The 22,620-nt window shown below is 64.5% G+C and carries 19 protein-coding genes; 6 read left to right on the top strand and 13 right to left on the bottom strand.

The features are described 5' to 3' along the window. Positions 1-67: 67 nt before the first annotated feature. Both ACYCVF_RS21880 and iaaH read left to right on the top strand, forming a co-directional pair. The gene (locus ACYCVF_RS21880; protein ID WP_459600159.1) at positions 68-3,517 is read left to right on the top strand and encodes an indolepyruvate ferredoxin oxidoreductase family protein; all 3,450 of its coding nucleotides are present in this window, start codon (positions 68-70) and stop codon (positions 3,515-3,517) included. Positions 3,518-3,591: 74 nt separating this feature from the next. Next, positions 3,592-5,016, top strand: coding sequence for an indoleacetamide hydrolase (gene iaaH / locus ACYCVF_RS21885; protein ID WP_459600161.1), 1,425 nt, complete (start codon positions 3,592-3,594; stop codon positions 5,014-5,016). A gap of 170 nt (positions 5,017-5,186) precedes the next feature. On the opposite strand, the gene ACYCVF_RS21890 is transcribed toward iaaH, so the two are convergent. From ACYCVF_RS21890 to ACYCVF_RS21915, 6 genes are all read right to left on the bottom strand, one after another. After that, entirely contained in the window at positions 5,187-6,047 is an 861-nt protein-coding gene (locus ACYCVF_RS21890; RefSeq protein ID WP_459600163.1) for a D-amino-acid transaminase, read from the bottom strand. Positions 6,048-6,232: 185 nt separating this feature from the next. Further along, on the bottom strand, positions 6,233-6,964 hold the full coding sequence (locus tag ACYCVF_RS21895) for an amino acid ABC transporter ATP-binding protein (protein WP_459600165.1): 732 nt from the start codon (positions 6,962-6,964) through the stop codon (positions 6,233-6,235). A 12-nt stretch (positions 6,965-6,976) separates the two neighbouring features. Further along, positions 6,977-7,669, bottom strand: coding sequence for an amino acid ABC transporter permease (locus ACYCVF_RS21900; protein WP_459600167.1), 693 nt, complete (start codon positions 7,667-7,669; stop codon positions 6,977-6,979). 3 nt (positions 7,670-7,672) lie between these two features. Then, complete coding sequence (locus ACYCVF_RS21905) at positions 7,673-8,404, bottom strand: amino acid ABC transporter permease (protein WP_061026633.1); 732 nt, start codon at positions 8,402-8,404, stop codon at positions 7,673-7,675. 117 nt (positions 8,405-8,521) lie between these two features. Next, positions 8,522-9,433 carry an amino acid ABC transporter substrate-binding protein gene (locus tag ACYCVF_RS21910; RefSeq protein ID WP_459600168.1) on the bottom strand — a complete coding sequence of 304 codons (912 nt, stop codon included), beginning with the start codon at positions 9,431-9,433 and terminating at the stop codon, positions 8,522-8,524. A gap of 87 nt (positions 9,434-9,520) precedes the next feature. Next, a complete protein-coding gene (locus ACYCVF_RS21915; RefSeq protein ID WP_459600170.1) occupies positions 9,521-10,918 on the bottom strand; it encodes a M20 family metallopeptidase in 1,398 nt (465 codons plus the stop codon). 253 nt (positions 10,919-11,171) lie between these two features. Between ACYCVF_RS21915 and ACYCVF_RS21920 the strand changes: the two genes are divergently transcribed. Beyond that, positions 11,172-12,551 (top strand): LLM class flavin-dependent oxidoreductase, encoded by a 1,380-nt coding sequence (locus ACYCVF_RS21920; RefSeq protein ID WP_459600172.1) that lies wholly within the window; start codon positions 11,172-11,174, stop codon positions 12,549-12,551. Positions 12,552-12,679: 128 nt separating this feature from the next. Here the strand turns inward: ACYCVF_RS21920 and ACYCVF_RS21925 are convergent, their stop codons facing one another. The 4 genes from ACYCVF_RS21925 to ACYCVF_RS21940 form a co-directional block, all read right to left on the bottom strand. After that, positions 12,680-14,341 carry a thiamine pyrophosphate-binding protein gene (locus ACYCVF_RS21925; protein ID WP_459600174.1) on the bottom strand — a complete coding sequence of 554 codons (1,662 nt, stop codon included), beginning with the start codon at positions 14,339-14,341 and terminating at the stop codon, positions 12,680-12,682. A gap of 111 nt (positions 14,342-14,452) precedes the next feature. Next, positions 14,453-14,956 (bottom strand): GFA family protein, encoded by a 504-nt coding sequence (locus tag ACYCVF_RS21930; protein ID WP_459600176.1) that lies wholly within the window; start codon positions 14,954-14,956, stop codon positions 14,453-14,455. Between the two features lie 195 nt (positions 14,957-15,151). Beyond that, positions 15,152-16,279 (bottom strand): alkene reductase, encoded by a 1,128-nt coding sequence (locus tag ACYCVF_RS21935; RefSeq protein WP_459600178.1) that lies wholly within the window; start codon positions 16,277-16,279, stop codon positions 15,152-15,154. Positions 16,280-16,394: 115 nt separating this feature from the next. Further along, positions 16,395-17,891: an aldehyde dehydrogenase family protein gene (locus tag ACYCVF_RS21940; protein WP_459600180.1), complete on the bottom strand. Its 1,497-nt coding sequence runs from the start codon at positions 17,889-17,891 to the stop codon at positions 16,395-16,397. Positions 17,892-18,072: 181 nt separating this feature from the next. On the opposite strand from ACYCVF_RS21940, the gene ACYCVF_RS21945 reads away from it, so the two are divergent. Next, positions 18,073-18,918 carry an SDR family NAD(P)-dependent oxidoreductase gene (locus ACYCVF_RS21945; protein ID WP_459600182.1) on the top strand — a complete coding sequence of 282 codons (846 nt, stop codon included), beginning with the start codon at positions 18,073-18,075 and terminating at the stop codon, positions 18,916-18,918. A gap of 148 nt (positions 18,919-19,066) precedes the next feature. On the opposite strand, the gene ACYCVF_RS21950 is transcribed toward ACYCVF_RS21945, so the two are convergent. The 3 genes from ACYCVF_RS21950 to ACYCVF_RS21960 form a co-directional block, all read right to left on the bottom strand. Next, the gene (locus tag ACYCVF_RS21950; RefSeq protein ID WP_061026625.1) at positions 19,067-19,273 is read right to left on the bottom strand and encodes a hypothetical protein; all 207 of its coding nucleotides are present in this window, start codon (positions 19,271-19,273) and stop codon (positions 19,067-19,069) included. 183 nt (positions 19,274-19,456) lie between these two features. Then, positions 19,457-19,732, bottom strand: a complete 276-nt coding sequence (locus ACYCVF_RS21955) for a YiaA/YiaB family inner membrane protein (RefSeq protein ID WP_459600185.1) — start codon at positions 19,730-19,732, stop codon at positions 19,457-19,459. A 40-nt stretch (positions 19,733-19,772) separates the two neighbouring features. After that, on the bottom strand, positions 19,773-20,468 hold the full coding sequence (locus tag ACYCVF_RS21960) for a PspA/IM30 family protein (RefSeq protein WP_459600187.1): 696 nt from the start codon (positions 20,466-20,468) through the stop codon (positions 19,773-19,775). Between the two features lie 102 nt (positions 20,469-20,570). Between ACYCVF_RS21960 and ACYCVF_RS21965 the strand changes: the two genes are divergently transcribed. Further along, positions 20,571-21,179 carry a TetR/AcrR family transcriptional regulator gene (locus ACYCVF_RS21965; RefSeq protein ID WP_459600189.1) on the top strand — a complete coding sequence of 203 codons (609 nt, stop codon included), beginning with the start codon at positions 20,571-20,573 and terminating at the stop codon, positions 21,177-21,179. 152 nt (positions 21,180-21,331) lie between these two features. Next, on the top strand, positions 21,332-22,603 hold the full coding sequence (locus ACYCVF_RS21970) for a DUF892 family protein (RefSeq protein ID WP_459600191.1): 1,272 nt from the start codon (positions 21,332-21,334) through the stop codon (positions 22,601-22,603). Positions 22,604-22,620 lie beyond the last annotated feature (17 nt).

Consider the following 22,620-nt stretch of genomic DNA (forward strand, 5'->3'; position numbering starts at 1 on the left):
AGGTAAGACCTACCAGCCGCCAGGGCTTAACCTTCGCTCAAGGGCAGAGTGCCCTGCGAGGTCCGCCATGGACACCATTCCATCACTCGACGCCTACGAGCTCTCCGACCGCTACGACCGCGAGGGGGGGCGGGTCTTCCTCACGGGCACGCAGGCCATCGTCCGCATCGCGCTCGACCAGGTCAGGCGCGACCGCTCCCGCGGCCTCAACACGGCGGGCTTCATCTCCGGCTATCGCGGTTCGCCGCTCGGCAGCGTCGATCTCGAACTGTGGCGCATCCAGGAGCGGCTGAAGCGGGACCGCATCGAATTCCTCCCCGCGGTCAACGAGGACCTTGCCGCAACCGCGGTGCTCGGCTCGCAGCAGGTGGAGACGCAGGCAGATCGCGAGGTCGATGGCGTGTTCGGGCTCTGGTACGGCAAGGGACCCGGCATCGATCGCTCCGGCGATGCGCTCAAGCACGGCAACGCCTATGGCTCCTCGCCGCATGGCGGCGTGCTGGTGGTCGCCGGTGACGACCATGGTTGCGTCTCGTCCTCGATGCCGCACCAGTCCGACGTCGCCTTCATGAGCTGGTTCATGCCGACGCTGCACCCCGCAAGCGTGAGCGAATATCTCACGTTCGGCGAATATGGCTATGCACTGAGCCGCTTCTCCGGCATGTGGGTCGGCTTCAAGGCGATTTCGGAGATCGTGGAATCGGCAGCGTCCGTCGCGCTGCGCCCTGATCGCGACTTCCGCACCCCCGACTTCACGCCACCGCCGGGTGGCCTGCACTATCGCTGGCCCGACTTGCCGGGACCGCAGATCGAGGAGCGGCTGGAAGCGAAGAAGCACGCGGTCTACGCCTTTGCGAAGGCCAATCCGATCGACAGGCACATCTACGACATTCCGAACGCGACCTACGGCATCGTCACCACGGGCAAGGCGCATCTCGACCTGATGGAAGCACTGCGGCTGATGGGCCTCGATGAAGCCGCTTGCCGCAGCATCGGCATCGACGTCTACAAGGTCGGCATGGTCTGGCCGCTGGCGCTGCACGACGCCATGGACTTCGTGAAGGGCAAGCGCGAGATTCTCGTGGTCGAGGAGAAGCGCGGCATCATCGAGAGCCAGTTCAAGGAATATTTCTACGATTATCCCGGCGCCAAGCCCGAACGCATGGTGGGCAAGCACGACGAGCGAGGGGCACGGCTGATCTCCTGGATCGGCGAATTGTCGCCCCGCGCGCTCGCCGGCGTTCTCGCACGCCGGCTCGATCCGATGTTCCCGGGCCTCAATCTCGCCGCGCGCGCGGCCGACTTGATGCCGGAGGCCGCGCGCACGATCAACGTCTCGGGCGCGACGCGCACCCCCTATTTCTGCTCGGGATGTCCGCACAACACGTCGACGAAGGTGCCGGAGGGATCAAAGGCATTGGCCGGCATCGGCTGCCATTTCATGGCAAGCTGGATGGACCGAGAGACCTCCTCGCTGATCCAGATGGGTGGCGAGGGCGTCAACTGGGCGGCTTCGTCGCGATTCACCGGCCACAAGCATGTGTTCCAGAACCTCGGCGAAGGCACCTACTATCACTCCGGCTCGATGGCGATCCGGCAGGCGATCGCGGCGGGCGCCAACATCACCTACAAGATCCTTTTCAACGACGCCGTCGCGATGACCGGCGGCCAGCCGGTCGACGGCCCCGTCAGCGTGCATGCCATCGCGCATAGCGTCCGCGCCGAGGGCGTTGGGCGCATCGCGCTGGTCTCGGACGACCCCACGCAGTTCGCGCCGGCGGACCTGCCCGCCGGCGTCACCATTCACCCGCGCGATGAGATGGATCGCGTGCAGCGTGAGCTGCGCGAGGTCCCCGGCGTCTCGGTCCTGATCTATCAGCAGACCTGCGCCACCGAGAAGCGGCGCCGGCGCAAGCGCGGGCAGATGGCTGATCCCAAGCGTTTCGCCTACATCAACGACCTCGTCTGCGAAGGCTGCGGCGACTGCTCGGTCGAATCCAACTGCCTCAGCGTCGAGCCAAAGGAGACGCCGTTCGGCCGCAAGCGGCAGATCAATCTCTCGGCCTGCAACAAGGATTTCTCCTGCCTCAACGGCTTCTGTCCGAGCTTCGTGACCGTCGAGGGCGCGACGCGACGGAAGAAAAGCGCCAGCCAGATCGACGCGGTTGGCCGCGCCGCCACGCTGCCCCTGCCCGCGCCCGCAACGCTCGATCGCCCTTACGACCTGCTCGTGACCGGCGTCGGCGGCACCGGCGTGATCACGGTCGGCGCGCTGGTCGGCATGGCCGCCCATCTCCAACGCCTGGGCGTCTCGGTGCTGGACTTTACCGGCTTTGCGCAGAAATTCGGCCCGGTGCTGAGCTATATCCGCTTCGCCGCGAGCCCCGAGGCACTGCATCAGGTCCGTGTCGACCAGGGCTCGGCCGATGCGCTGATCGGCTGCGATCTCGTCGTCAGTTCCTCGCCGAAGGCGTCGGGCACCTATCGCCGCGGCACGCGCGCAATCGTCAACACCGCGGAGATGCCGACCGGCGACGTCGTCCGCTTCCGCGACGCCGATCTCGCCTCCCCTGCCCGCCTGCGCGCAATCCGCCAGGTCATCGGCAATGACAATCTCGAGACGATCAATGCCAATGCGCTGGCCGAACGGCTGCTCGGCGATGCCGTCTATGCCAACATCATCATGCTGGGCTTTGCCTGGCAGCACGGTCTCGTCCCGGTCGCGCTGCAGGCGCTGCTGCGCGCGATCGAGCTCAACGCCGTCGCAGTCGAACGCAACAAGCAGGCCTTTGCCTGGGGCCGGATCGCAGCGGCGGACCCGGAGTTCCTGCCGAGCACGGAGGCCGCGCCCGAAGCCGAGACGCTCGACCAGCTCATCGCCCGGCGTGTGGATTTTCTGACCGGCTATCACAGCGCGGCCTATGCAGCGCGCTACCGGAGGATCGTCACAGACGTCCGCGATGCCGAAGCGAACCTGAACAGCGAGGCGCTGACCGAAGCCGTCGCGCGCACCCTGTTCAAGCTGATGGCTTACAAGGACGAGTACGAGGTGGCGCGGCTGCACATGCAGGGCGGGTTCCTCGACGAGCTGAAGCGCGAATTCGAGGATGGGTTCAAGATCCAGTATCACCTCGCCCCGCCGTTCCTGGCATCGCGGCGCGATGCACGCGGACGTCCCCGCAAGCGCGCCTTTGGAGAGTGGATCCAGATGCCTTTCAGCATGCTCGCGCGCTTGAAGCGGCTGCGCGGAACGCCGTTCGATCCGTTCGGCTACAGCGCGGAGCGACGCACTGAACGCGAGCTGATCGCCTGGTATGAAGACCTGATCGAACGGATGCTCGGCCGGCTCGACACGGCGTCTCTTCCGGATCTCGTCGCAATTGCCAGAGCGCCCTTGGAGATCCGCGGTTATGGCCCGGTGAAGGATGCCGCGATCCGCAAGGTGAAGGCGGAAGTCGAGCGGCTGTTGACCGAACTCGGCACGCCATCGCCGGCAAAGATATACGCCACCGGTTGACGCGGCGCCCGCGACGCTTCAGCTTCCGTGTCGAGGGACGCCCTGATGGCACCTCTGCAATCGGGTGACGCATCATGAATTACGACCAGTTGACCCTGACCCAGGCCACGGCCGACCTCCGCGCCGGGAAGATCACGAGCACCGCGCTCACGACGGAAGCTCTCGCCCGTGCCAGGGCCAATGCCGATCTCAATGCCTTCATCACGCTGGACGAGGCCGGTGCCCTGGAGGCCGCCGCGGCGTTCGACTCAAACGGCGACAGGAGCAAGCCGCTGGGCGGCGTGCCCGTCGCGATCAAGGACAATATCGAGGTGGCCGGGCTGCCCTGTAGCGCCGGCACCCCGGCGCTGAAGGATTACAACCCGAAGACCGATGCGCCCGTGGTGGCAAAGCTGCGTGCCGCCGGAGCGGTCATCATCGGCAAGACCAGCATGCACGAATTGGCCTTCGGCATTTCCGGCTACAACACCGCGTTCAAGACCGGCGCCGAATTCGGCGTCCGCAACGCCTATGACCGCGCGCTGATCGCCGGCGGCTCCTCGTCCGGGACGGGTGCCGCAATCGGCGCACGGATCGTCGCGGGCGGGCTCGGCACCGACACGGGAGGATCGGTGCGCGTGCCCGCCGCGCTGAACGGATGCGCCTCGCTGCGGCCGACCGTCGGGCGCTATCCGCAAGCAGGGATCGCCCCGATCTCGCACACCCGAGACACCGCGGGCCCGATGGCCGCGACGATGGCCGACGTCGAGCTGCTCGACCGTGTCATCGCCGGTGGAGACGAGATTGCGCCGGCCGATTTGACGCAGGTGCGGATCGGTATCGTAAAGTCGATGCTGACCAACCTCGATGCCGACACCGAGATCGCGTTCCACGCGGCAATTGCAAAAATGACGGCCCAGCGCATCACGATCGTCGAGATCGAGATGCCCCAACTGGCCGGGTTCAACGGTCAGGTCGGCTTTCCGGTCGCGATGTATGAAGCCTATGACGACATGATCGCGTATCTGAAGCACACCGGCACCGGCCTCAGCATCGAAGCGCTGGCGAAGGAAATCTCGAGCCCCGACGTGAAGGGCACCTATGATGGCCTCGTCCTCCCGCGCAAGCTGCCCGGCCCCGACGGCACGGTGATTGACGCCAAGCCGATATACGATGCCGCGATCAAGATCGCGCGCCCAGCGCTTCAAGCGCTGTATAGTGACACGTTTTCCGGAAACAGGCTCGACGCCATCGCTTTTCCGACGACCCCGCGCGTCGCGATTGCCTCCAATCCCGACTCCAGCAGCCTCGAATACTTCGGACTCTTCATCCAGAACACCGATCCCGGTAGCAATGCCGGCATTCCCGGAATTCAGATCCCGGTCGGACTGGGCGGCACCAGCCAGCTGCCAATCGGGCTCGAGCTCGACGGCCCGGCAGGAAGCGACCGTCACCTGCTTGCCATTGGAATGGCACTGGAGACCCTATTCGGACGATTGCCGCCGCCGCGCCGATCTTGAGTAGGGATTGATCAGGCGCGCCGCCGCGGCAGGGGGTCTTGAACCTGTCCCATACCGAGATCACCGCGCCGGTCGAGGCCCGGGTGTCCGCGACCACCCGCTCAACCCGGGCAATGACACCTGGCTTTGGTGATGCCCCGCCGCGACTCGCTTTTCACGGCGCGTTCGGCTTAAACCGCCGTCGCCTTGGCGAACTCCACGTAGATCTCGCGAAGGCGCGTTGCGATCGGACCGGGCTTGCCGTCGCCGACCGTCTTGCCGTCGATCGCGACCACCGGCTGCACGAACGATGACGCGCTGGTGATGAACGCCTCCTTGGCAGCGAGCGCCTCGGAGACCGTGAAGGACCGTTCCTCGACGCGGAGCTGGCGCTCCTCGGCAAGCGCGATCACGGCCTTGCGGGTGCAGCCGGGCAGGATCGCGTTGGAATTCTTGCGGGTCACGATGACGTCGTCCTTGGTGAGGATGAACGCCGAAGACGAGCCGCCCTCGGTGACGTAGCCGTCTTGCAGCATCCAGGCCTCGCCCGCGCCGGCTTCGGCCGCGGCCTGCTTCGCCAGCACCTGCGCCAGCAGCGCCACGCTCTTGATGTCGCGGCGTTCCCAGCGGATGTCGGGCACCGTGATGACCTTGATGCCGGTCTTGGCCACTGCGGCATCGACGATGTCCTTCTCCGAGGTGAACATCACCAGGCTCGACTTGACGTCGCCCTTGGGGAACGGGAAGTCGCGCCCCTTGTCGGCGCCGCGCGTGACCTGGAGGTAGACGAGACCGCTCACGAGCTTGTTGCGCGCGATCAGCTCCTTCTGGATCTCGGTGATGCGCTCGATCGTCTCCGGGAGTTTCAGCTTGATCTCGCCGACGGAACGCTCCAGCCGGGCCAGATGCGAAGCATTGTCAACCAGCTTGCCGTCCAGCACGGCCGAGACCTCGTAAATGCCATCGGCGAACAGGAAGCCGCGATCGAGCACCGAGATCTTGGCTTCCGAAAGCGGGACGAATGAGCCGTTGACGTAGGCGATCGAGTCCAAGGCAGTCTCCTGGGAAGCAAGGGAATTCGCCTATCCCTATAGGAGATTTGGCAAGGCCGATAAACCCTCGATCCGTCATTCCGGGGCATTCGCGCAGGGAATGCGCCCGGAATCCCGAGATTCTCAGGTGCCCAATTGCGCACCATAGTTCGATGTTTCGCATCGTCCCGGAATGACGGACGTGGTCAGTGCGACAGAATCTTCGACAAGAACTTCTGCGCGCGGTCGCTGCGCGGCTTGCCGAAGAAGTCTTCCTTCGGCGCGTCCTCGACGATCTCGCCGCGGTCCATGAAGATGACGCGGTTGGCGACCTTGCGGGCGAAGCCCATCTCATGGGTGACGACCATCATGGTCATGCCCTCATGGGCAAGGTCGACCATGACGTCGAGCACCTCGCTGACCATCTCAGGATCGAGCGCCGAGGTCGGCTCGTCGAACAGCATCACGATCGGATCCATGGCGAGCGCACGCGCGATCGCGACGCGCTGCTGCTGGCCACCGGAGAGCTGCGCAGGAAACTTCTGCGCCTGCTCCTTCAGGCCAACGCGCTCCAGCAGCTGCATGCCTTTGGCCACCGCCTTGTCGCGCGACCTGTCGAGCACCTTCTGCTGCGCGAGGCAGAGATTATCGATGATCTTCAGGTGCGGAAACAGCTCGAAGTGCTGGAACACCATGCCGACGCGCGAACGCAGCTTCGGCAGATTGGTCTTGGGATCGTTGACCTTGGTGCCGTCGACGCTGATGTCGCCGCTCTGGAACGGCTCCAGCGCGTTGACGCATTTGATCAGCGTCGACTTGCCCGAGCCCGAGGGGCCGCAAACCACAACCACCTCACCCTTGGTGACGCTCGTGGTGCAGTCGGTCAGCACCTGGAAGCTCGGGCTGTACCATTTGTTGACGTGGCTGATTTCGATCATGAGCGGCTAGCCCTAGCGAATGATGGCGATGCGCGCCTGGAGGCGGCGGACGCCATAGGACGCGATACAGGAGATGGTGAAGTAGACGACTGCTGCAAACAGGTACATTTCAACCAGGCGCCCGTCGCGCTGCGCCACCTTGCTGGCCGCTCCCAGGAAGTCGGTGATCGACAGCACGTAGACCAGCGAGGTGTCCTGGAACAGCACGATGGTTTGCGTGATCAGGACCGGAAGCATGTTGCGGAAGGCCTGCGGCAGCACGATGTAGCGCATGGACTGCGCGTAGGTCAGCCCCAGCGCACTCGCAGCGGCCGGCTGTCCGCGCGAGATCGACTGGATGCCGGCACGCATGATCTCGGAGAAGTACGCGGCCTCGAACATGATGAAGGTGATGAGCGAAGAGGCAAAGGCGCCGACGCTGATCGGCCGCGAGGCGCCGGTCACCCACTGCCCGATATAGGGCACCAGGAAGTAAAACCAGAAGATCACCAGCACCAGCGGCAGCGACCGCATGAAATCGACATAGATTCCGGCGATGCGGCCAAGGACCTTGAAGCCGGAGAGCCGCATCAGCGCGAGTGCCGTACCGAAGACGAGACCGCCAAGGGCCGCGAGCCCCGTCAGCGTCAGCGTGAAGGTCATGCCCTCGTAGAACAGATAGGGCAGCGCGCGGCGGATGACGTCGAAATCGAGATTGCCGAACATCGCTTATTTCCCCGTGATGTAGCCGGGGATCGCGACCCAGCGCTCGAGAAAGCGCATTCCGGTCACGACGACGGCGTTGACGAGGAGGTAGAGGATGGTCGCGGCGGTGAAGGCCTCGAACACCTGGAACGAGAATTCCTGCATCGAGCGCGCCTGTCCGGTCAGCTCGAGCAGACCGATCGTGATCGCGACCGCCGTATTCTTGATGGTGTTGAGGAATTCGGAAGTGAGCGGCGGCAGGATGATGCGGAATGCCATCGGCAGCAGCACGTAGCGATAGGTCTGCACCGTGGTCAGACCCAGCGCGGTAGCGGCCATCTTTTGTCCGCGCGGCAGCGAACCGATGCCGGCCTGCAATTGCACGGCGACGCGGGCCGACATGAAGAAGCCGACGCCGATCGCGGCCGTCCAGAACGGCGCGTTCGGCAACTGCTTCAACCAAGTGCCCGCAGCTTTCGGCAGCAGCTCCGGCAGCACGAAGTACCACAGGAAGAGCTGCACGAGCAGCGGCATGTTGCGGAAGAACTCGACATAGGCAAAGCCGAACCAGTTCGCCCCTTTCGATGGCAGCGTGCGCATCACGCCGACGATCGAGCCGGTGATCAGTGCGATGACCCAGGCCAGCGCCGCGGTCTTGAGGGTCAGCACCAGGCCCGACAGCAGCATGTCGAGATAGGTGCCGGTCCCCATCGGGTTCGGCTGGAAAAAGATTCCCCAGTTCCAGTTATAGTTCACGTGTCCCCCGCGCGAACGCGCCAGTCATGGATGTCCTGAGCGCCTATGCAAATGTCCGGCCACCCTGGTGTCAAGAGTGGCCGGACATGATCCCGATCGAAAGATCGAGGTTTTATCTTACTTGTAGTCGTCCGGGTTCGGCGAGTCCGTCGGCTTGGCGAACTCGTTCTTCAGCTCGGCCGAGATCGGCGTGTTGAGGTTCAGGCCCTTCGGCGGGATCTTCTGGGTGAACCACTTGTCGTAGATCTTCTGGGCTTCGCCGGAGGTGTAGAGCGCCGCCGTCGCCGCATCGACCACCTTCTTGAACGGCGCGTCGTCCCTGCGCAGCATGATGCCGTAGGGCTCGGGCTTGGAGAACGCATCCTTGGAGACGACATAGTCGCCCGGGTTCTTCGAGCCGGCGACGAGGCTCGCCAGCAGGATGTCGTCCATCACGAACGCAACCGCGCGGTCGGTCTCGACCATGAGGAAGGCTTCGGCGTGGTCCTTGGCCGGAATGATGTTGGCGCCGAGGCCCTTCGCGACGTTGGCTTCGGTGAGCTGCTTGATGTTGGTGGTGCCGGCGGTCGAGACGACAGTCTTGCCCTTGAGATCGTCGATCGACTTGAGGCCGCTCGCCTTCTTGAAGACGTAGCGGCTGGCCGTCAGGTAATGGGTGTTGGTGAAGGCGACCTGCTTCTGGCGCTCGGCATTGTTGGTGGTCGAGCCGCATTCGAGGTCGATGGTGCCGTTGGCCATCAGCGGGATACGCGTCGCCGACGTCACCGGGTTGAGCTTGACCTCGAGCTTGTCGAGCTTGAGCTCCTTCTTCACGGCGTCGACGATCCTGTAGCAGATGTCCATCGCGAACCCGATGGGCTTCTGGTTGTCGTCCAGATAGGAGAACGGAATCGAGGAATCGCGGAAGCCGAGCGTGATCGCCCCGGTGTCCTTGATGTTCTTCAGCGTGCCGGTCAGCTCCTGGGCCCCGGCCTGGCTGACGACGAAGGTCGCGGCGAGCGCGAGCCCGATGCTACGGAAATGTTTCACTTTCTTCTTCCCCTTTCAGGATGATGCGGCCGGATGCAAGCACAAATCGGGCCGGATTAGAATGTGACTTTCGGCTGGACCAATGCCTCAGGTTAACGGGCCTGTCAGTGGTCTCGGCAATTCGCCGAGATCCCAGAACAGCCCGGCCATCACCGTCAAGGCCTCTTCAGTCAAGGGCAGCAGGATGTGCTCATTGGGCGCATGCTGGGAGCAGCCGGGATAGGAGTGCGGGACCCAGATCGTGGGCAGGCCCAAAATCTCGGAAAACACGTCGTTCGGCAGCGAGCCTCCGAAATTAGGCAGCACGGCCGGCACCTTGCCCGTGGTCTCCCTGACCGATTCCGCCGCCCATTTGATCCAGGGGCTGTCGAAATCGGTGCGCGATGCAGCAAAGCTCTGGGCCGCCCGCACCTCGACCATCGGAAAGCCCTTTGCGACCAGATGCGCGCGGATCGCCTCGATCAAGCCCTCCACCCTGGTCCCGACCACGAAACGCAGCTGCAGAACGGCATTGGCATGGCCAGGGATGGCATTCGCCGGCTTCTCGATACTGCCCGAGGACATCGCCAACACCTCCAGCGTGTTCCAGGCATAGAGCCGCTCGGCCGCCGACAGGCCCTCCTCGCCCCAGTTCTCGGCCAGTGCGGGCTCGTCCGCGGTCGGCACGACCTCCACGTCCGCCAGATAGCTTCGGATCTGGTTCGTGAGCCGGGGCGGCTTCAAAGCGTCGAGCAGGAGACGGCCATGGCCATCGACCAGCGTCGAAATCGCATTGACCAGGATAGTCGCGGGATTGGCGAGCACACCGCCCCAATTGCCGGAATGGTGGCCGCCATCGCGCAGGTTCACGTCGAGGTGGATGCGGATGCCGCCGCGGCAGCCGAGAAAGAGCGTCGGCCGATCGGCGGACAGGCGCGGCCCGTCGGAGGCCATGAACAGGTCGGCCTCGAGCGCGCCGCGGTTGAGATCGCAGACCTTGCCGAGATCGGGCGAGCCGATCTCCTCGCCCATCTCGATGATGAACTTGGCGTTGAAGCCGAGCTTGCCGCCGCGGGCATCTCGCACGGCGCGCAGCGCCGCCATGTTGATGCTGTGCTGGCCCTTGTTGTCGGCGGTGCCGCGGCCGTAGAGCCGCGTGCCTGAAACGGTGGTGCGCCAGGGATCGCGGCCATCGCGCCACTCGCCTTCCATGCCGTCGACGACGTCGCCATGGCCGTAAATCAGCACGGTCGGCGCGGACGCGCTCTCGTGATGCTCGGCGAACAGGAAGGGCGCCTTGCCGCTCGGCGAGTCCACGATGCGACTGGAAAAGTCCAGTGCAGCGAAGGCCGGCTGCATCTCCTGCTCCAGATAGGAGCGCAGCTCGCTGGCGCGCGACGGGTTCTGGCTTTCGGTCCGATACGCGACGCGGCGGTCGAGCTCGGCGAGAAACGCACCGGACTTGAAATCGTCGCGTGCACGGGCGATGGCGTCGGCTCTGGTCATTGCTTTCGTTTTCAAGGTTTCGACGCGGGCGAACGTAGCGGGCTACATGGGCCGTCGAAGTGGCGGGGGCTGGACAGGTCTCGAAGGTCGTCTTGGGATTTCGCTGTTGCTCGCTCGAGATTGGCTTGCCAAGCGCGGTGGCACCGCTGATTTTGACCTTGCCAAGACCCAAACATATGCAAGAACTTCGCCAAGTTGGGGCGCACATCTAGCATTCGAAGAGCCCTCAGTACAGGGCGCCGAGGGGACCAGCATGGCCAAAGAGATCAGGCTCAACGCCTTTGCGATGAATTGCGTCGCACACCAGTCGCCGGGCCTGTGGACCCACCCGCGGGACCGCACTGCCGACTACAACCGCTTGCCCTACTGGACCGATCTCGCCAAGACGCTGGAGCGTGGCCGTTTCGACGGGCTGTTCCTGGCCGACGTGCTCGGCGTCTATGACGTCTATGGCAACAGCCCTGACGCAGCCTTGCGCAACGCGGCGCAGACGCCGTCGAACGAGCCGCTGCTGCTGCTCTCGGCGATGGCTGCGGTGACGCAGAATCTCGGTTTCGGCGTCACCAGCAATCTGTCTTTCGAGCCGCCCTACCCGTTCGCACGGCGCATGTCGACGCTGGATCACCTCACCGAGGGGCGGATCGGCTGGAATGTCGTCACCGGCTATCTCGACAGCGCCGCGCGCGGCGCCGGCAAGGACAAGCAGACCGGGCACGACGACCGTTACGACATCGCCGACGAATATATGGAGGTCGTCTACAAGCTCTGGGAAGGGAGCTGGGAGGACGACGCCGTGCTGCGGGACCGCAAGCGCGGCATCTTTACCGATCCCACCAAGGTTCATCGCATCAATCATGAGGGCGCGAACTACCGCATCAACAACACCATTCATCTCAGCGAACCGTCGCCGCAGCGCACGCCCGTGCTGTACCAGGCCGGCACCTCGCCGCGCGGTCGGCAATTCGCGGCCAAGCATGCCGAATGCGTGTTCATGTCAGGACCGTCGGCCAAGGTGATCGCGCCGCGCGTCTCCGCGATCCGGCAGGAGGCCGCCGCGCTCGGCCGCAACCCGGCCGAGATCCTGATGTTCTCGATGATGACGATCATCCTCGGGCGGACCGAAGCCGAGGCGAAGGAGAAATACGCCGACTATCGCCGTCACATCAGCCCGGAAGGCGCGCTCGCCCTGATGTCGGGATGGACCGGCGTGGACTTCTCCGGCTACGACCTCGACCAGCAGGTCCGCCACGTCCAGAACGACGCCGGCCGCAGCGCAATGGACAACGTCACCCGCGCCGATCCGGACCGCGTCTGGACCGTACGCGACGTCATCGAGCATGTCGGCATCGGCGGCGCCGGTCCGGTCGTGATCGGCACACCCGAAATGGTCGCCGACAAGATCGAGCAATGGTTCGAGGCAACTGACGTCGACGGGCTCAACGTCGCATTCGCGATCTCGCCCGGCGATTTCGAGGACATCGCCGACATGCTGGTGCCGGAGCTGACCCGGCGCGGACGGTACAAGCCGGAATACGCGAAAGGCACGCTGCGGGAGAAGCTGTTTGGCGCGGGCCGGGCAAGGCTCGATGCGAAGCATCCGGCGGCGGGGTATCGCGTTGGAGGGAAAGCGTAGCGCTCCCGGGTACGCTGTCGCGCAGGCCGGGAATCCAGTCCGGCGCGAAATATCGGTCGACGACAGCTGTCTCTGGAATACTGGATCGCCCGGTCGAAGCCGGGCGATGACACCGAGTGTGTCGAGATTCAGACCTTGCCGTCCACTATCACCTCGATCAGCTTCGTCCCCGGCCGGCTGAACGCCGACGACAGGGTCGCCTTCAATTCGCGGGGGTCGCTGACCTTGATCGCTTCACAGCCGAGCGCCTTGGCGACGGCGACGAAATCCACCGGCGGATCGACGAAGTCCATGCCGACATAATTGTCATCGCCATGGAAGGCGAGCAACCGCTGCTTGATGATGCGGTAGCCGCCATTGTTGACGATGACCACGTTGAGCGGCAGCTTGTGATGCGCTGCCGTCCAGAGTGACTGGATCGAATACATCGCGCTGCCGTCGCCGGAGAAGCACACCACAGGCCGGTCCGGATTGGCGATGCTGGCGCCGACCGAGGCCGGCAGGCCCCAGCCGATGCCGCCGGAGGCGAGGCCGTGATAACCGTAGCGGTCGCGGTGCGGACGCAGCGCCGTGATCTGGCGGCTGGAGGTGAGTCCTTCGTCTACCAGGATGGCATTGTCAGGCATGGCCTCGACCATCTGGAGGACCAGGAAGTCCGGATCGATCGGCGAACGGCCGGCACTCTCGCTGATCTGCTCGACCAGGGCGGCGCGACGTGCGGCCCAGTTCTTCGGCGCAAGCTCGGCGAGACGCTGTCTTGCACGTTGCGCCAGCGCCGCCCCGCCCATCTCCTTCAGCAGCGGAATCAGCGCGCGCAGCGTTTCCTTCAGATCCGCCTTCAGCGCGATCTCGGCGCCGTAATTCTTCGCGATCTCCCAATCGGCGAGGCCAACCTGCACGATGCCGAGACCATCCGGCAGCGCATCGACCTCGCTGTAAACAGACATCCGCAAGGGATCGCCGCCGAGCGCAATCAGGAGGTCGTATGGCGCAAGCGTGTCGCGCGCCACCTTCTGCACGCGGGCCAGCGTTCCGACGAAGCTCGGGCTTTCGGAAAGGAAGTGCGAGCCATAGGGCGTCGAGGACTGGTAGGCGGCAGCTCCAAGCAGCTCGGCGAGTTCAGCCGCTTCCTTCAGCGCGTCGCTCTTGACCACCTCGTCCATGGTGACGATCACGGGGCGTTCGGCCTTGAGCAAGCGCGCGGCAAAAGCCTTCAACGCCTCATCCGACGGTTTGGTGCGGGCATCAACGCGGGTGGAGCGGCCGAGATCGATCCCGGCCTCACTATTCAGGATGTCGCCGGGCAGCGAGATGAACACCGGGCCAGTCGGCGGCGTCGTCGCGACCTTGGCGGCGCGGCGAACGATGCGCGGCAGGTCCTCCAGCCGCGTCACCTCGACCGCCCATTTCACCAGCGGCTCGGCCATGCGCACCAGGGGACCGTAAAGCACCGGCTCCATCAGCCCGTGGCCCTGCTCCTGCTGGCCGGCCGTGAGGATCATCGGCGTGCCCGTGAACTGGGCGTTGTAGAGCGAGCCCATCGCGTTGCCGAGGCCCGGTGCGACGTGCACGTTGCAGGCGACGAGCTTCCCGGAGGCGCGACTGTAGCCGTCGGCGATCGCCACCACCAGGCTCTCCTGCATCGCCATCACATAGGTGAGATCAGGATGATCCTTCAGCGCGTGCATGATCGGCAGCTCGGTGGTGCCGGGATTGCCGAACAGATGCGTGATGCCCTCGTCCTTGAGCAGCGCGAGAAAGGCGGAGCGGCCGGTGATCTTGTTCTTCATGCTTCCTCCAGGAGCGGACATTGCCGCAACGACTGAAAGCATGATGACCGAAATGGGAGGAGGCGCGCAATGGAGCGCGGTCATGGCTGCGTTGCGCGGGAACGCAACGCGCTACATCTCCTCCCGGCCCAACTCGAACGGATCTTCGCCGCTCGCCCGCTTCTTCTTTTTCGAGCGCTGCCAGACCACGCCCGGAAAGCCCTTCAGCGGCACCAGCGGCTCGCCGGTATAGGCCCATTCCTGCAGCTCCTCGATGGCGATGTGATAGAGCGGCTGGCGGCCGGTGCGCTCCTTGAACAGCGCACGGGGGATGTTGACCATATGCGGGCCGCGCGGACGCTCATAGGCGATCGGCGTGCCGCAATGCGAGCAGAAGCTGCGCGTGGTCTTCGTGGCCTTGTCCTCATAACGCGCGAGCGAGGTCTTGCCGGATGTGACGCGAAAACGTTTCTTCCAGCTTCCGACATAGGTGGCGTAAGCCGCGCCATGGGCGCGGCGGCTTGCCGCCGAATGATCGTGCCAGGCCCAGCGCGCGGGTACGTCGATCTCGAAGGTGACCTTGCCGCAGAGGCATTGACCGGTGGCGATCCCTGCGGCGGCTGCGGCTTTGGCCATGGAGGTCTCTCCGTCGTCATTGCCTAGCTACGCTCGCAATGTCGAAGTTTGTGGTGCGGGTCGCGCAGCAAATCAAGCTCGTCACTCCGGGCGATGCGAAGCATCGAACCCGGAATCCATCTCACCTCCAGGTATGTGGCCCGATGGATTCCGGGCTAGCGACTTCGTCGCGCCCCGGAATGACCGAGAGAAGCCCTACGCCGGCGTCAGCTCGTCATAAGCAGGATAGTCCGTATATCCCTTCTCCTCGCCGCTATAGAACGTCGCGCGGTTGTACGGCGTGATCGGCCAGCCGCGCTCCAGACGGCGCGGCAGATCGGGATTGGAGATGAAGATGCGGCCGAACGCGATGATGTCGGCATGGCCGTCGGCGATGGCCGCATTCGCGGTTTCGCCGGTGAAGCCGCCGGCGGTCATCAGCACGCCGCTGTAGAGCGGACGAAACAGCACCATTGCCGATGGCACGTTCTCCCAGTGCACGTCGGCGCGGCCGGCGCCGCTGGAGCGCGGCTCGATGAAATGCAAGTACGCCAGACCAAGCTTGTCGAGCGCCTTCACGACATGGGTATAAAGCGGCATCGGATCGGGCTCGCCGGAATCATTGGCGATGCCGTGGGGCGACAGCCGCACGGCGACCCGGTTCGCGCCCCAGACGTCGATCGCCGCCTGCGTGACCTCGAGCAGCAGCCGCGCGCGGTTCTCGATCGAGCCGCCGTATTGATCGGTGCGGTTGTTGCTGCGCGACTGCAGGAACTGCTCGAGCAGATAGCCGTTGGCGCCGTGGATCTCGACACCATCGAAACCGGCGGCGAGCGCATTCTTGGCACCTTGGCGGAACGCCTCGACGATGTCCTTGACCTCCTCGGTCTCCAGCGCGCGCGGCGTCTCGTAGTCGGCAATTTTGCCGTCGGCCGTCATCGCCTTCATGCCCTCGGCCTTGATCGGAATCGCCGAGGCCGACACCGGCAGCGCGCCGCCGTGGAAAGAGGAATGCGAGACGCGGCCGACATGCCAGAGCTGGAGGAAGATGATGCCGCCCTTGGCGTGAACGGCATCGACCACCTTGCGCCAGCCCGCGATTTGCGCCTCCGAATAGATGCCGGGCGTTGCCGGATTGCCGCGTCCGTGCGAGAGCACCGGCGAGGCTTCGGCGACGATCAGGCCGCCTTGCGTTGCGCGCTGACCGTAATATTCGGCATTGAGCGGCCGCGGCGCAAAGCTCTCGCGTTCGGCCCGCATGCGCGTGAGTGGCGCCATCGCGACGCGATGCGCGAGCTTGTACGGACCGACCTGCAATGGTTTGAACAACGCCGGAAATTTCATGCTGCACCGATTTTCCATGGAAGGATGCTGATCATATAGCGTGGGGCGGCCACCGGCAAAGGCGCCGCCCCACAAGCAGATATTCCCCCTCGCGGAACGCGACGAGGAACAGACCTTACGCCGTCTTGATCCAGACCGCCTTCACGTTGAGATACTCCTCGACGTGCTGCTTGCCGGATTCGCGACCGTAGCCGCTCATCTTGTATCCGCCGAACGGCATGGCCGGGTCCATCGCCTGGTAGCAGTTGACCCACACCGAGCCGGCGCGCAGGCGCTTCGCCACCGCATGGGCCTTGCTGACATCGCGCGTCCACAGGCCGGAGCCGAGGCCGAACGTGGTGTTGTTGGCGCGCTTGACCAGTTCGTCCATGTCCTTGAACGCGATCGCTGAGATGACGGGACCAAAAATCTCCTCCTGCGCGATGCGCATGTTGTCCTCAACGCCCGCGAATACCGTCGGTGAGACGAAGAAGCCCTTCGACAGCGCGCCTTCCGTGACGCGTCCGCCGCCGGCGAGCGCCTTCGCGCCTTCCTTCTGGCCGATGTCGAGATAGCCGGTGACGCGCTCGAGTTGCTGCTCGGAGACGAGCGGTCCGATCTGCACGTTGGGATCGAGGCCGTTGCCGACTTGCAGCTTCTTGCCGAACTCGGCAACGCGGCCGACGAATTCGTCGTAGATCGACTGCTCGACGAACAGGCGCGTTCCGGCGCTGCAGATCTGCCCCGAATTGGCGAACACCGCCATCGCGGCGCCCGGCACCGCGGCATCGAGGTCGGCGTCAGCGAACACGATGTCCGGCGACTTGCCACCGAGCTCGAGCGAGACGCGCTTGAGGTTGCCGGCGGAGGCTCGGATGATCGACTGACCCGTGACGTGCGAGCCGGTGAAAGCGACCTTGTCGACGTCGTGATGCGAGGCGAGCGCCGCGCCCGCGGTCTCGCCATAGCCGGGTACGACGTTGATGACGCCGGGCGGCACGCCCGCCTCCATCGCCAGTTCGGCGATCCGCAGCGAGGTCAACGGCGCTTCCTCGGCGGGCTTGAGCACCACGGTGCAGCCGGTCGCGATCGCCGGACCGATCTTCCAGATCGTCGCGGTCAGCGGCCCGTTCCAGGGAATGATGGCGCCGACGACGCCGACCGGCTCTTTCAGCGTGTAGGAGAAGATCTCTCCTGGCAGCGAGTTCTCGATGGTCTCGCCGTGGATCGCCGTGGTCTGGCCGGCGTAATAGCGCAGCATGCCGACGGCGCGCAGGCGATAGGCGCGGGTACGGCTGAGAGGCGCGCCCATGTCGAGCGTGTCGAGCTGCGACAATTCGTCGAAATTCTTTTCGACGAGGTCAGCGAGCTTCAAGAGCAGGTTCTGCCGCTCGAACGGCTTGACCTTGCTCCAGGGGCCCTCGAAGGCGCGGCGAGCGGCGGCAACCGCACGGTCGATGTCTTCCTTGTCGCCTTCGGCGACGGTGGCGAGCAGCTCGCCGGTGGCGGGATTGCGGGTCTCGAAGCGCTTGCCGGAGGCGGAATCGACCCACTTCCCGTCGATCAGCATCTGCTTGTAGGAACCGTTCGCGAACGGATGGCGCGTGATCGGAATAGCCTGCGACACAGCCATGGCTGCACTCCCTGTCAGGTGTTTGATTGGCTCGATCTGGGCGGGATCGTTCGGACGAGGATACAGCCGTGCCGGATAGGCGTAAAGGCAGCGCAGGACGAAGAGCTCCCATGCCGACTTGTGCAGGGTCGGACCGCTGCCATGTTATAATTCGACCGAGAGCCCTCCACGGAGACGATCCATGCCACATCCCGCCATCGTCAAAGACAATGTTGCCGTGATCACAGGTGGTGCATCCGGCATCGGATTTGCCGCCGCCACCGCCTTTGCGCGCGCTGGGATGAAGGTGTGTGTCGCGGATGTCGACGAGGCACGGCTGGCGGAGACTGCAACAAAACTGTCATCCGTCACGGCTGCCGCAAACGTGATGACCTCCGCCGTCGATGTCAGCAAGGCCCAGAGCGTGACGGAACTGGAACGCGCGGTGCGCGAACGGTTCGGCGGCACCGACATCCTCATGAACAACGCAGGCATCCAACCGGGCAGCACGCTGTTCGGCGAGCCCGACCATTGGCAGCGCATCATCGGCGTCAACATGTGGGGCATCATCAACGGCGCGCGGATCTTCGCGCCGAACATGATCGCACGCGGCCGGTGCGGCCTCATCATCAACACCGGCTCCAAGCAGGGCATCACCACGCCGCCCGGCGACCCCGCCTACAATGTTTCGAAGGCTGGCGTGAAAGCATTCACCGAGGCGCTCCAACACGAGCTGCGCAACACGAAGGGCTGCGACATCACGGCCCATCTGTTGATCCCGGGCTTCGTGTTCACCGGCCTGACTGCGAAGGGACGGACCGAGAAGCCGGCCGGCGCCTGGACACCGGAGCAAACGGTCGATTTCATGCTGGCGCGGCTCGAGGTGGGCGATTTCTACATTCTGTGCCCGGACAACGACGTGCCGCGCGCTCTCGACGAGAAGCGTATGCTCTGGGCCGCGGGCGACATCGTCGAGAACCGCCCACCATTGTCGCGCTGGCATCCAGATTACGCGGATGCATTCAAGACATTCGTGGGGAGTGACTGACCGTCGAAATCTCATGGAGAGGAGCGCGGAACCGTCTGGCGGCCTGCTGATGCGACTCGGCCTCGATCCTTCGAGAGGCCGCGAAGAGCGTGGCTTCCTCGGCATGAGGAGCTGGAGCGCGGCAGCACGGTGAGATCAGAGGCCCCGACTACAACGTCTCTTGCTTGTGTCCACACTGCTTGCAGGCGAACTTGACGCGGGCTTGTCCCTTTTCCGCCTGGACCCGGTTCGGTGCGCCGCACTTGCCGCAAACCGCCTCGATGCGGGTGGTGCCCTGCTTCACGACGACGGTCTTCTTTTCCATCGATTCGCGGATGAGGCGTTCGGCCTCCTCACGCAGGGATTGTTTCGACAAAGCTCATCTCCGCCTCTGGAAAGCGCGAGAGCCATAACGCACCTGCATTCGAAGCACAATGCGTGATCAGGACCGCCGGCCCGTCAAGACGTTCTTCCGGATGGTTCCGGACGCGAGGGCGGCTGAGCGTGTCGCTCCGCGGCTCGCTTGCTCGTCGTCCGGGCCGGCTCAAGCCGCCTTTCGTCAGGCTGCCTTGGATACCTCCATCAGCAAACGCTCGGCCTTCGCGTCCTCGATACGGTTCACCAGCCGGCTGCTCTCGTGATTGTCGCGCACGGTCTTGGTCAGGGTGATGCAGGTCTGGATCAGCATCACGATGCCCATGGTGAGATAGCCTTTCATCCAGAGGTCGACCGGCAGGAAGAAGATGCCGACGGCCATGAGGAACGCGGAGGCTGCGAAGGACACGTAAGTGAAGGTCACCCAGGCGCTGCTGTGGGGCTGGCCGTTCTGGTTCATGATGGTCTCCTGTTGGTTCGATTGACGTTTGGGGATGAGATCAAACCGTTGGCGCATGCTTGCACTTCAACCGTGCCAGCACGTCGTCCGCAGTGGTCTTGAGCCGCGGACCAAAACCCTGCTCGGCGAGTCTCTCGGCGGTGGCGAGCGGACCGGTCGCCGCATCGAGCTCGACCAGCGCATCGTCGGCGGCCTGGGCCTCCATCTGCCGCTCGCGCAGGCGTCGCAAGGTGCTCTCCGCCTCCGGCAGCGTGGATTCGTAAGGACGTGCCGCCTCGATGCCGCTGCGGCGAAGCGCGCGCACGGCCTCCGAGGCTCGGGCGACGCGACGGCCGCGATCGAGCTCGGTGATGCGGGCCTGCGCGGTTGCGACGTGCCGCTTGAGCCGGGCGATCTCGGCCGCGAACAGCGCACGGGCCGTCATCGCCGCATCGCGGTCGGCCTCTAAGCCTGCGATGGCTTCCGCGGCGTCCCTGGCGAGATCCTCACGGCCGCCGTCGAGCGCCGCAACCGCGCGCGTCTCGAGATCGGCGATGCGCGCGACGGTCGCCTCGAACTTGCGACCTTCCTGCTGATCCTGCGCGATCGCCAAGGCCAGCGTCCGCTTGCTGCGTTCGACGGCGGCAGCCGCATCGCGCATCTGCTGGTCGAGGATCAGAAGGGCGGTGCGGTCCTCCAGTTCTTCGCCCGCGGCGGCCACGCTGCCGCGGAAGAGTGTCACTACGGTCTTGAACATCTGTAGCTCCCTGTTATGAGCGTTGCTCACAGATGCTTTGTAGCAAGAACCTTGAACATCGTTCAAGAAATAATTGAGCGATGCTCAAGAATTTGGTAGAAAATGTCTAAGCCGTTGGAACGACGAGAGAAACTTCGATATGACCTGATAATGGCGGCGGAGCGGATGATCGCCGACCGCGGATTGTCCGGCCTGAAAACCCGCGATCTCGCCCGCGAGATTGGCTGCGCCAACGGCGCGGTCTACAATCTCGTGGCCGACATGGATGAGCTGATCCTGCGTGTGGGCTCGCGCACGCTGCTCAGGCTCGACGAGGCGCTCAGCGCAGCGGAAAGCGCGGGCGAGCCGATGCCGCAAGAGACGCTGATCCGCATCGCGATCGCCTATTGCGATTTCGCTGCCGAGAATCTCCAACTCTGGCGCGCGCTGTTCGAACATCGAATGGGGGCCGACAAGGTCGTCCCCGACTGGTCCGTCAACGACCAGATGCAGCTGTTCCGCCACATCTACCATCCGCTCGCCGCGCTGCTTCCAGAGCGCAGCCCGGAGGAACTCGGCATTATGGCGCGCAGCCTGTTCTCGGCCGTCCATGGCATGGTGGCGCTGGGCCTGGAGCAGAAGCTCGTCGCCGTGCCGTTGCCGGCGCTGCGCAAGGAGATCGCGACGCTCGTGCGCGCAATGATTGACGGACTGGTCCGGCCAGCGGCTTAAAGACGACAGCAGAGTTCGCCGGCACCAGCGAAGGCCATTCGCGCTTCGCCCGACTTCTTTGCGCCGCACCCGCTGAATCTCGAGGACGGCGAGGAACGAACGTTTCAAGGGCTCGTTGTCGCCGTAGTTTCCCTCACAGCGCGAGCCGTCCCATGTATCACCACGTCAAGAAGCTGATGTTCACCGTGCGCGTCGACGAACCCGATCCGCGCTTCGGCAATATGCTCCTCGAGCAGTTCGGCGGCGCCAACGGCGAACTTGCGGCGGCGATGCAATATTCGATTCAAGGGCTGAATTGCGAGGATCCCGACCGCAAGGACCTGCTGATGGACATCGGCACCGAAGAGCTCAGCCATCTCGAGGTCGTCGGTTGCCTGGCGCGGATGCATCTTGCGCCTTCAAAGAACGATCGTCAGGCGGCCGAAGCCGATCCGCTGATTGCGATTGCGGGCGGCGGCGGCGTCAATCTGTTCAACTCGCAAGGCAATCCCTGGACTGCCGACTATCTCAAGATCACCGGCGAACTCGACGTCGATCTCCGCAGCAACATCGCCGCCGAGGCGCGTGCCAAGATCGTCTATGAGCGCCTGATCAATTTCTGCGACGATGCCGGCAGCAAGGACGCGCTGCAGTTCCTGATGACGCGTGAGATCACGCATATGAAAGCCTTCGCGCGTGCGCTCGAAAGCCTGTCCAAGCCGGCCTTCAGCATCGGCAGGATCGCTCCGACGCCCGGTCTTGTGAACCAGTACTTCAACGATTCCACCGGAAGCGGCGATCACGGCGAGATCGACACCCGCGGCCCCTGGAACGAAGGCGAGGACTGGGTATTCACGGAATCGCCTGCCCTCCAGTCTTCTGACCCCGGCGCAGCCCCGTCGATCGTCGCGGAGAGCTCGTCGCCCGTCGACGAGGCGGGCCTGACCGATCTTCTGCTTCACGAGCTGCGCGACATCCTCCATGCCGAGAAGCAGTTGACCAAGGCGCTTCCCAAGATGGCCCAGGCCGCGCGCTTCGACCAGCTGCGCGAGCTGTTCGAGCAGCATCTCGTCGAAACGGAGAACCAGGTCGAGCGCATCAATGAATGCTTCCAGCTGCTCGGCGAGAATGCGCGGGCCAAGCCCTGCAAGGGCATGATGGGCCTGATCGAGGAAGGCCAGGAGGTCATGAAGGAAGGCGAAGAGAAGGAGGACGCAGCCGCCGATCTCGCGCTGATCTCAGCGGCCCAACGCGTCGAACATTACGAAATGTCCGGCTACACCACGGCACGCAACCTGGCGCAGCAGCTTCGGCACAGCGCCATCGTCGCTCTGCTCTCTAAGTCGCTCGCGGAAGAGGAGAACGCCGATCTCCTGCTCAATCAGGTGGCGCGGTCGCTGATGTCCGTGGCCAAGATGCCCGCCGCGCTGGAGCAGGCCGAATAGAGGCACTGGCGCCACAC

This window comes from Bradyrhizobium cedriense, from assembly GCF_054602315.1.

What these genes read in the sequence shown, in the direction of transcription:
- ACYCVF_RS21925 (WP_459600174.1), bottom strand. Translation starts at nt 14,341, where the DNA reads ATGAAGAACAAGATCACCGGCCGCTCCGCCTTTCTCGCGCTGCTCAAG.
- ACYCVF_RS21955 (WP_459600185.1), bottom strand. Translation starts at nt 19,732, where the DNA reads ATGAACCAGAACGGCCAGCCCCACAGCAGCGCCTGGGTGACCTTCACT.
- ACYCVF_RS21935 (WP_459600178.1), bottom strand. Translation starts at nt 16,279, where the DNA reads ATGAAATTTCCGGCGTTGTTCAAACCATTGCAGGTCGGTCCGTACAAG.
- iaaH (WP_459600161.1), top strand. Translation starts at nt 3,592, where the DNA reads ATGAATTACGACCAGTTGACCCTGACCCAGGCCACGGCCGACCTCCGC.
- ACYCVF_RS21900 (WP_459600167.1), bottom strand. Translation starts at nt 7,669, where the DNA reads ATGTTCGGCAATCTCGATTTCGACGTCATCCGCCGCGCGCTGCCCTAT.
- ACYCVF_RS21880 (WP_459600159.1), top strand. Translation starts at nt 68, where the DNA reads ATGGACACCATTCCATCACTCGACGCCTACGAGCTCTCCGACCGCTAC.
- ACYCVF_RS21970 (WP_459600191.1), top strand. Translation starts at nt 21,332, where the DNA reads ATGTATCACCACGTCAAGAAGCTGATGTTCACCGTGCGCGTCGACGAA.
- ACYCVF_RS21945 (WP_459600182.1), top strand. Translation starts at nt 18,073, where the DNA reads ATGCCACATCCCGCCATCGTCAAAGACAATGTTGCCGTGATCACAGGT.
- ACYCVF_RS21915 (WP_459600170.1), bottom strand. Translation starts at nt 10,918, where the DNA reads ATGACCAGAGCCGACGCCATCGCCCGTGCACGCGACGATTTCAAGTCC.
- ACYCVF_RS21960 (WP_459600187.1), bottom strand. Translation starts at nt 20,468, where the DNA reads ATGTTCAAGACCGTAGTGACACTCTTCCGCGGCAGCGTGGCCGCCGCG.
- ACYCVF_RS21930 (WP_459600176.1), bottom strand. Translation starts at nt 14,956, where the DNA reads ATGGCCAAAGCCGCAGCCGCCGCAGGGATCGCCACCGGTCAATGCCTC.
- ACYCVF_RS21920 (WP_459600172.1), top strand. Translation starts at nt 11,172, where the DNA reads ATGGCCAAAGAGATCAGGCTCAACGCCTTTGCGATGAATTGCGTCGCA.
- ACYCVF_RS21895 (WP_459600165.1), bottom strand. Translation starts at nt 6,964, where the DNA reads ATGATCGAAATCAGCCACGTCAACAAATGGTACAGCCCGAGCTTCCAG.
- ACYCVF_RS21965 (WP_459600189.1), top strand. Translation starts at nt 20,571, where the DNA reads ATGTCTAAGCCGTTGGAACGACGAGAGAAACTTCGATATGACCTGATA.
- ACYCVF_RS21940 (WP_459600180.1), bottom strand. Translation starts at nt 17,891, where the DNA reads ATGGCTGTGTCGCAGGCTATTCCGATCACGCGCCATCCGTTCGCGAAC.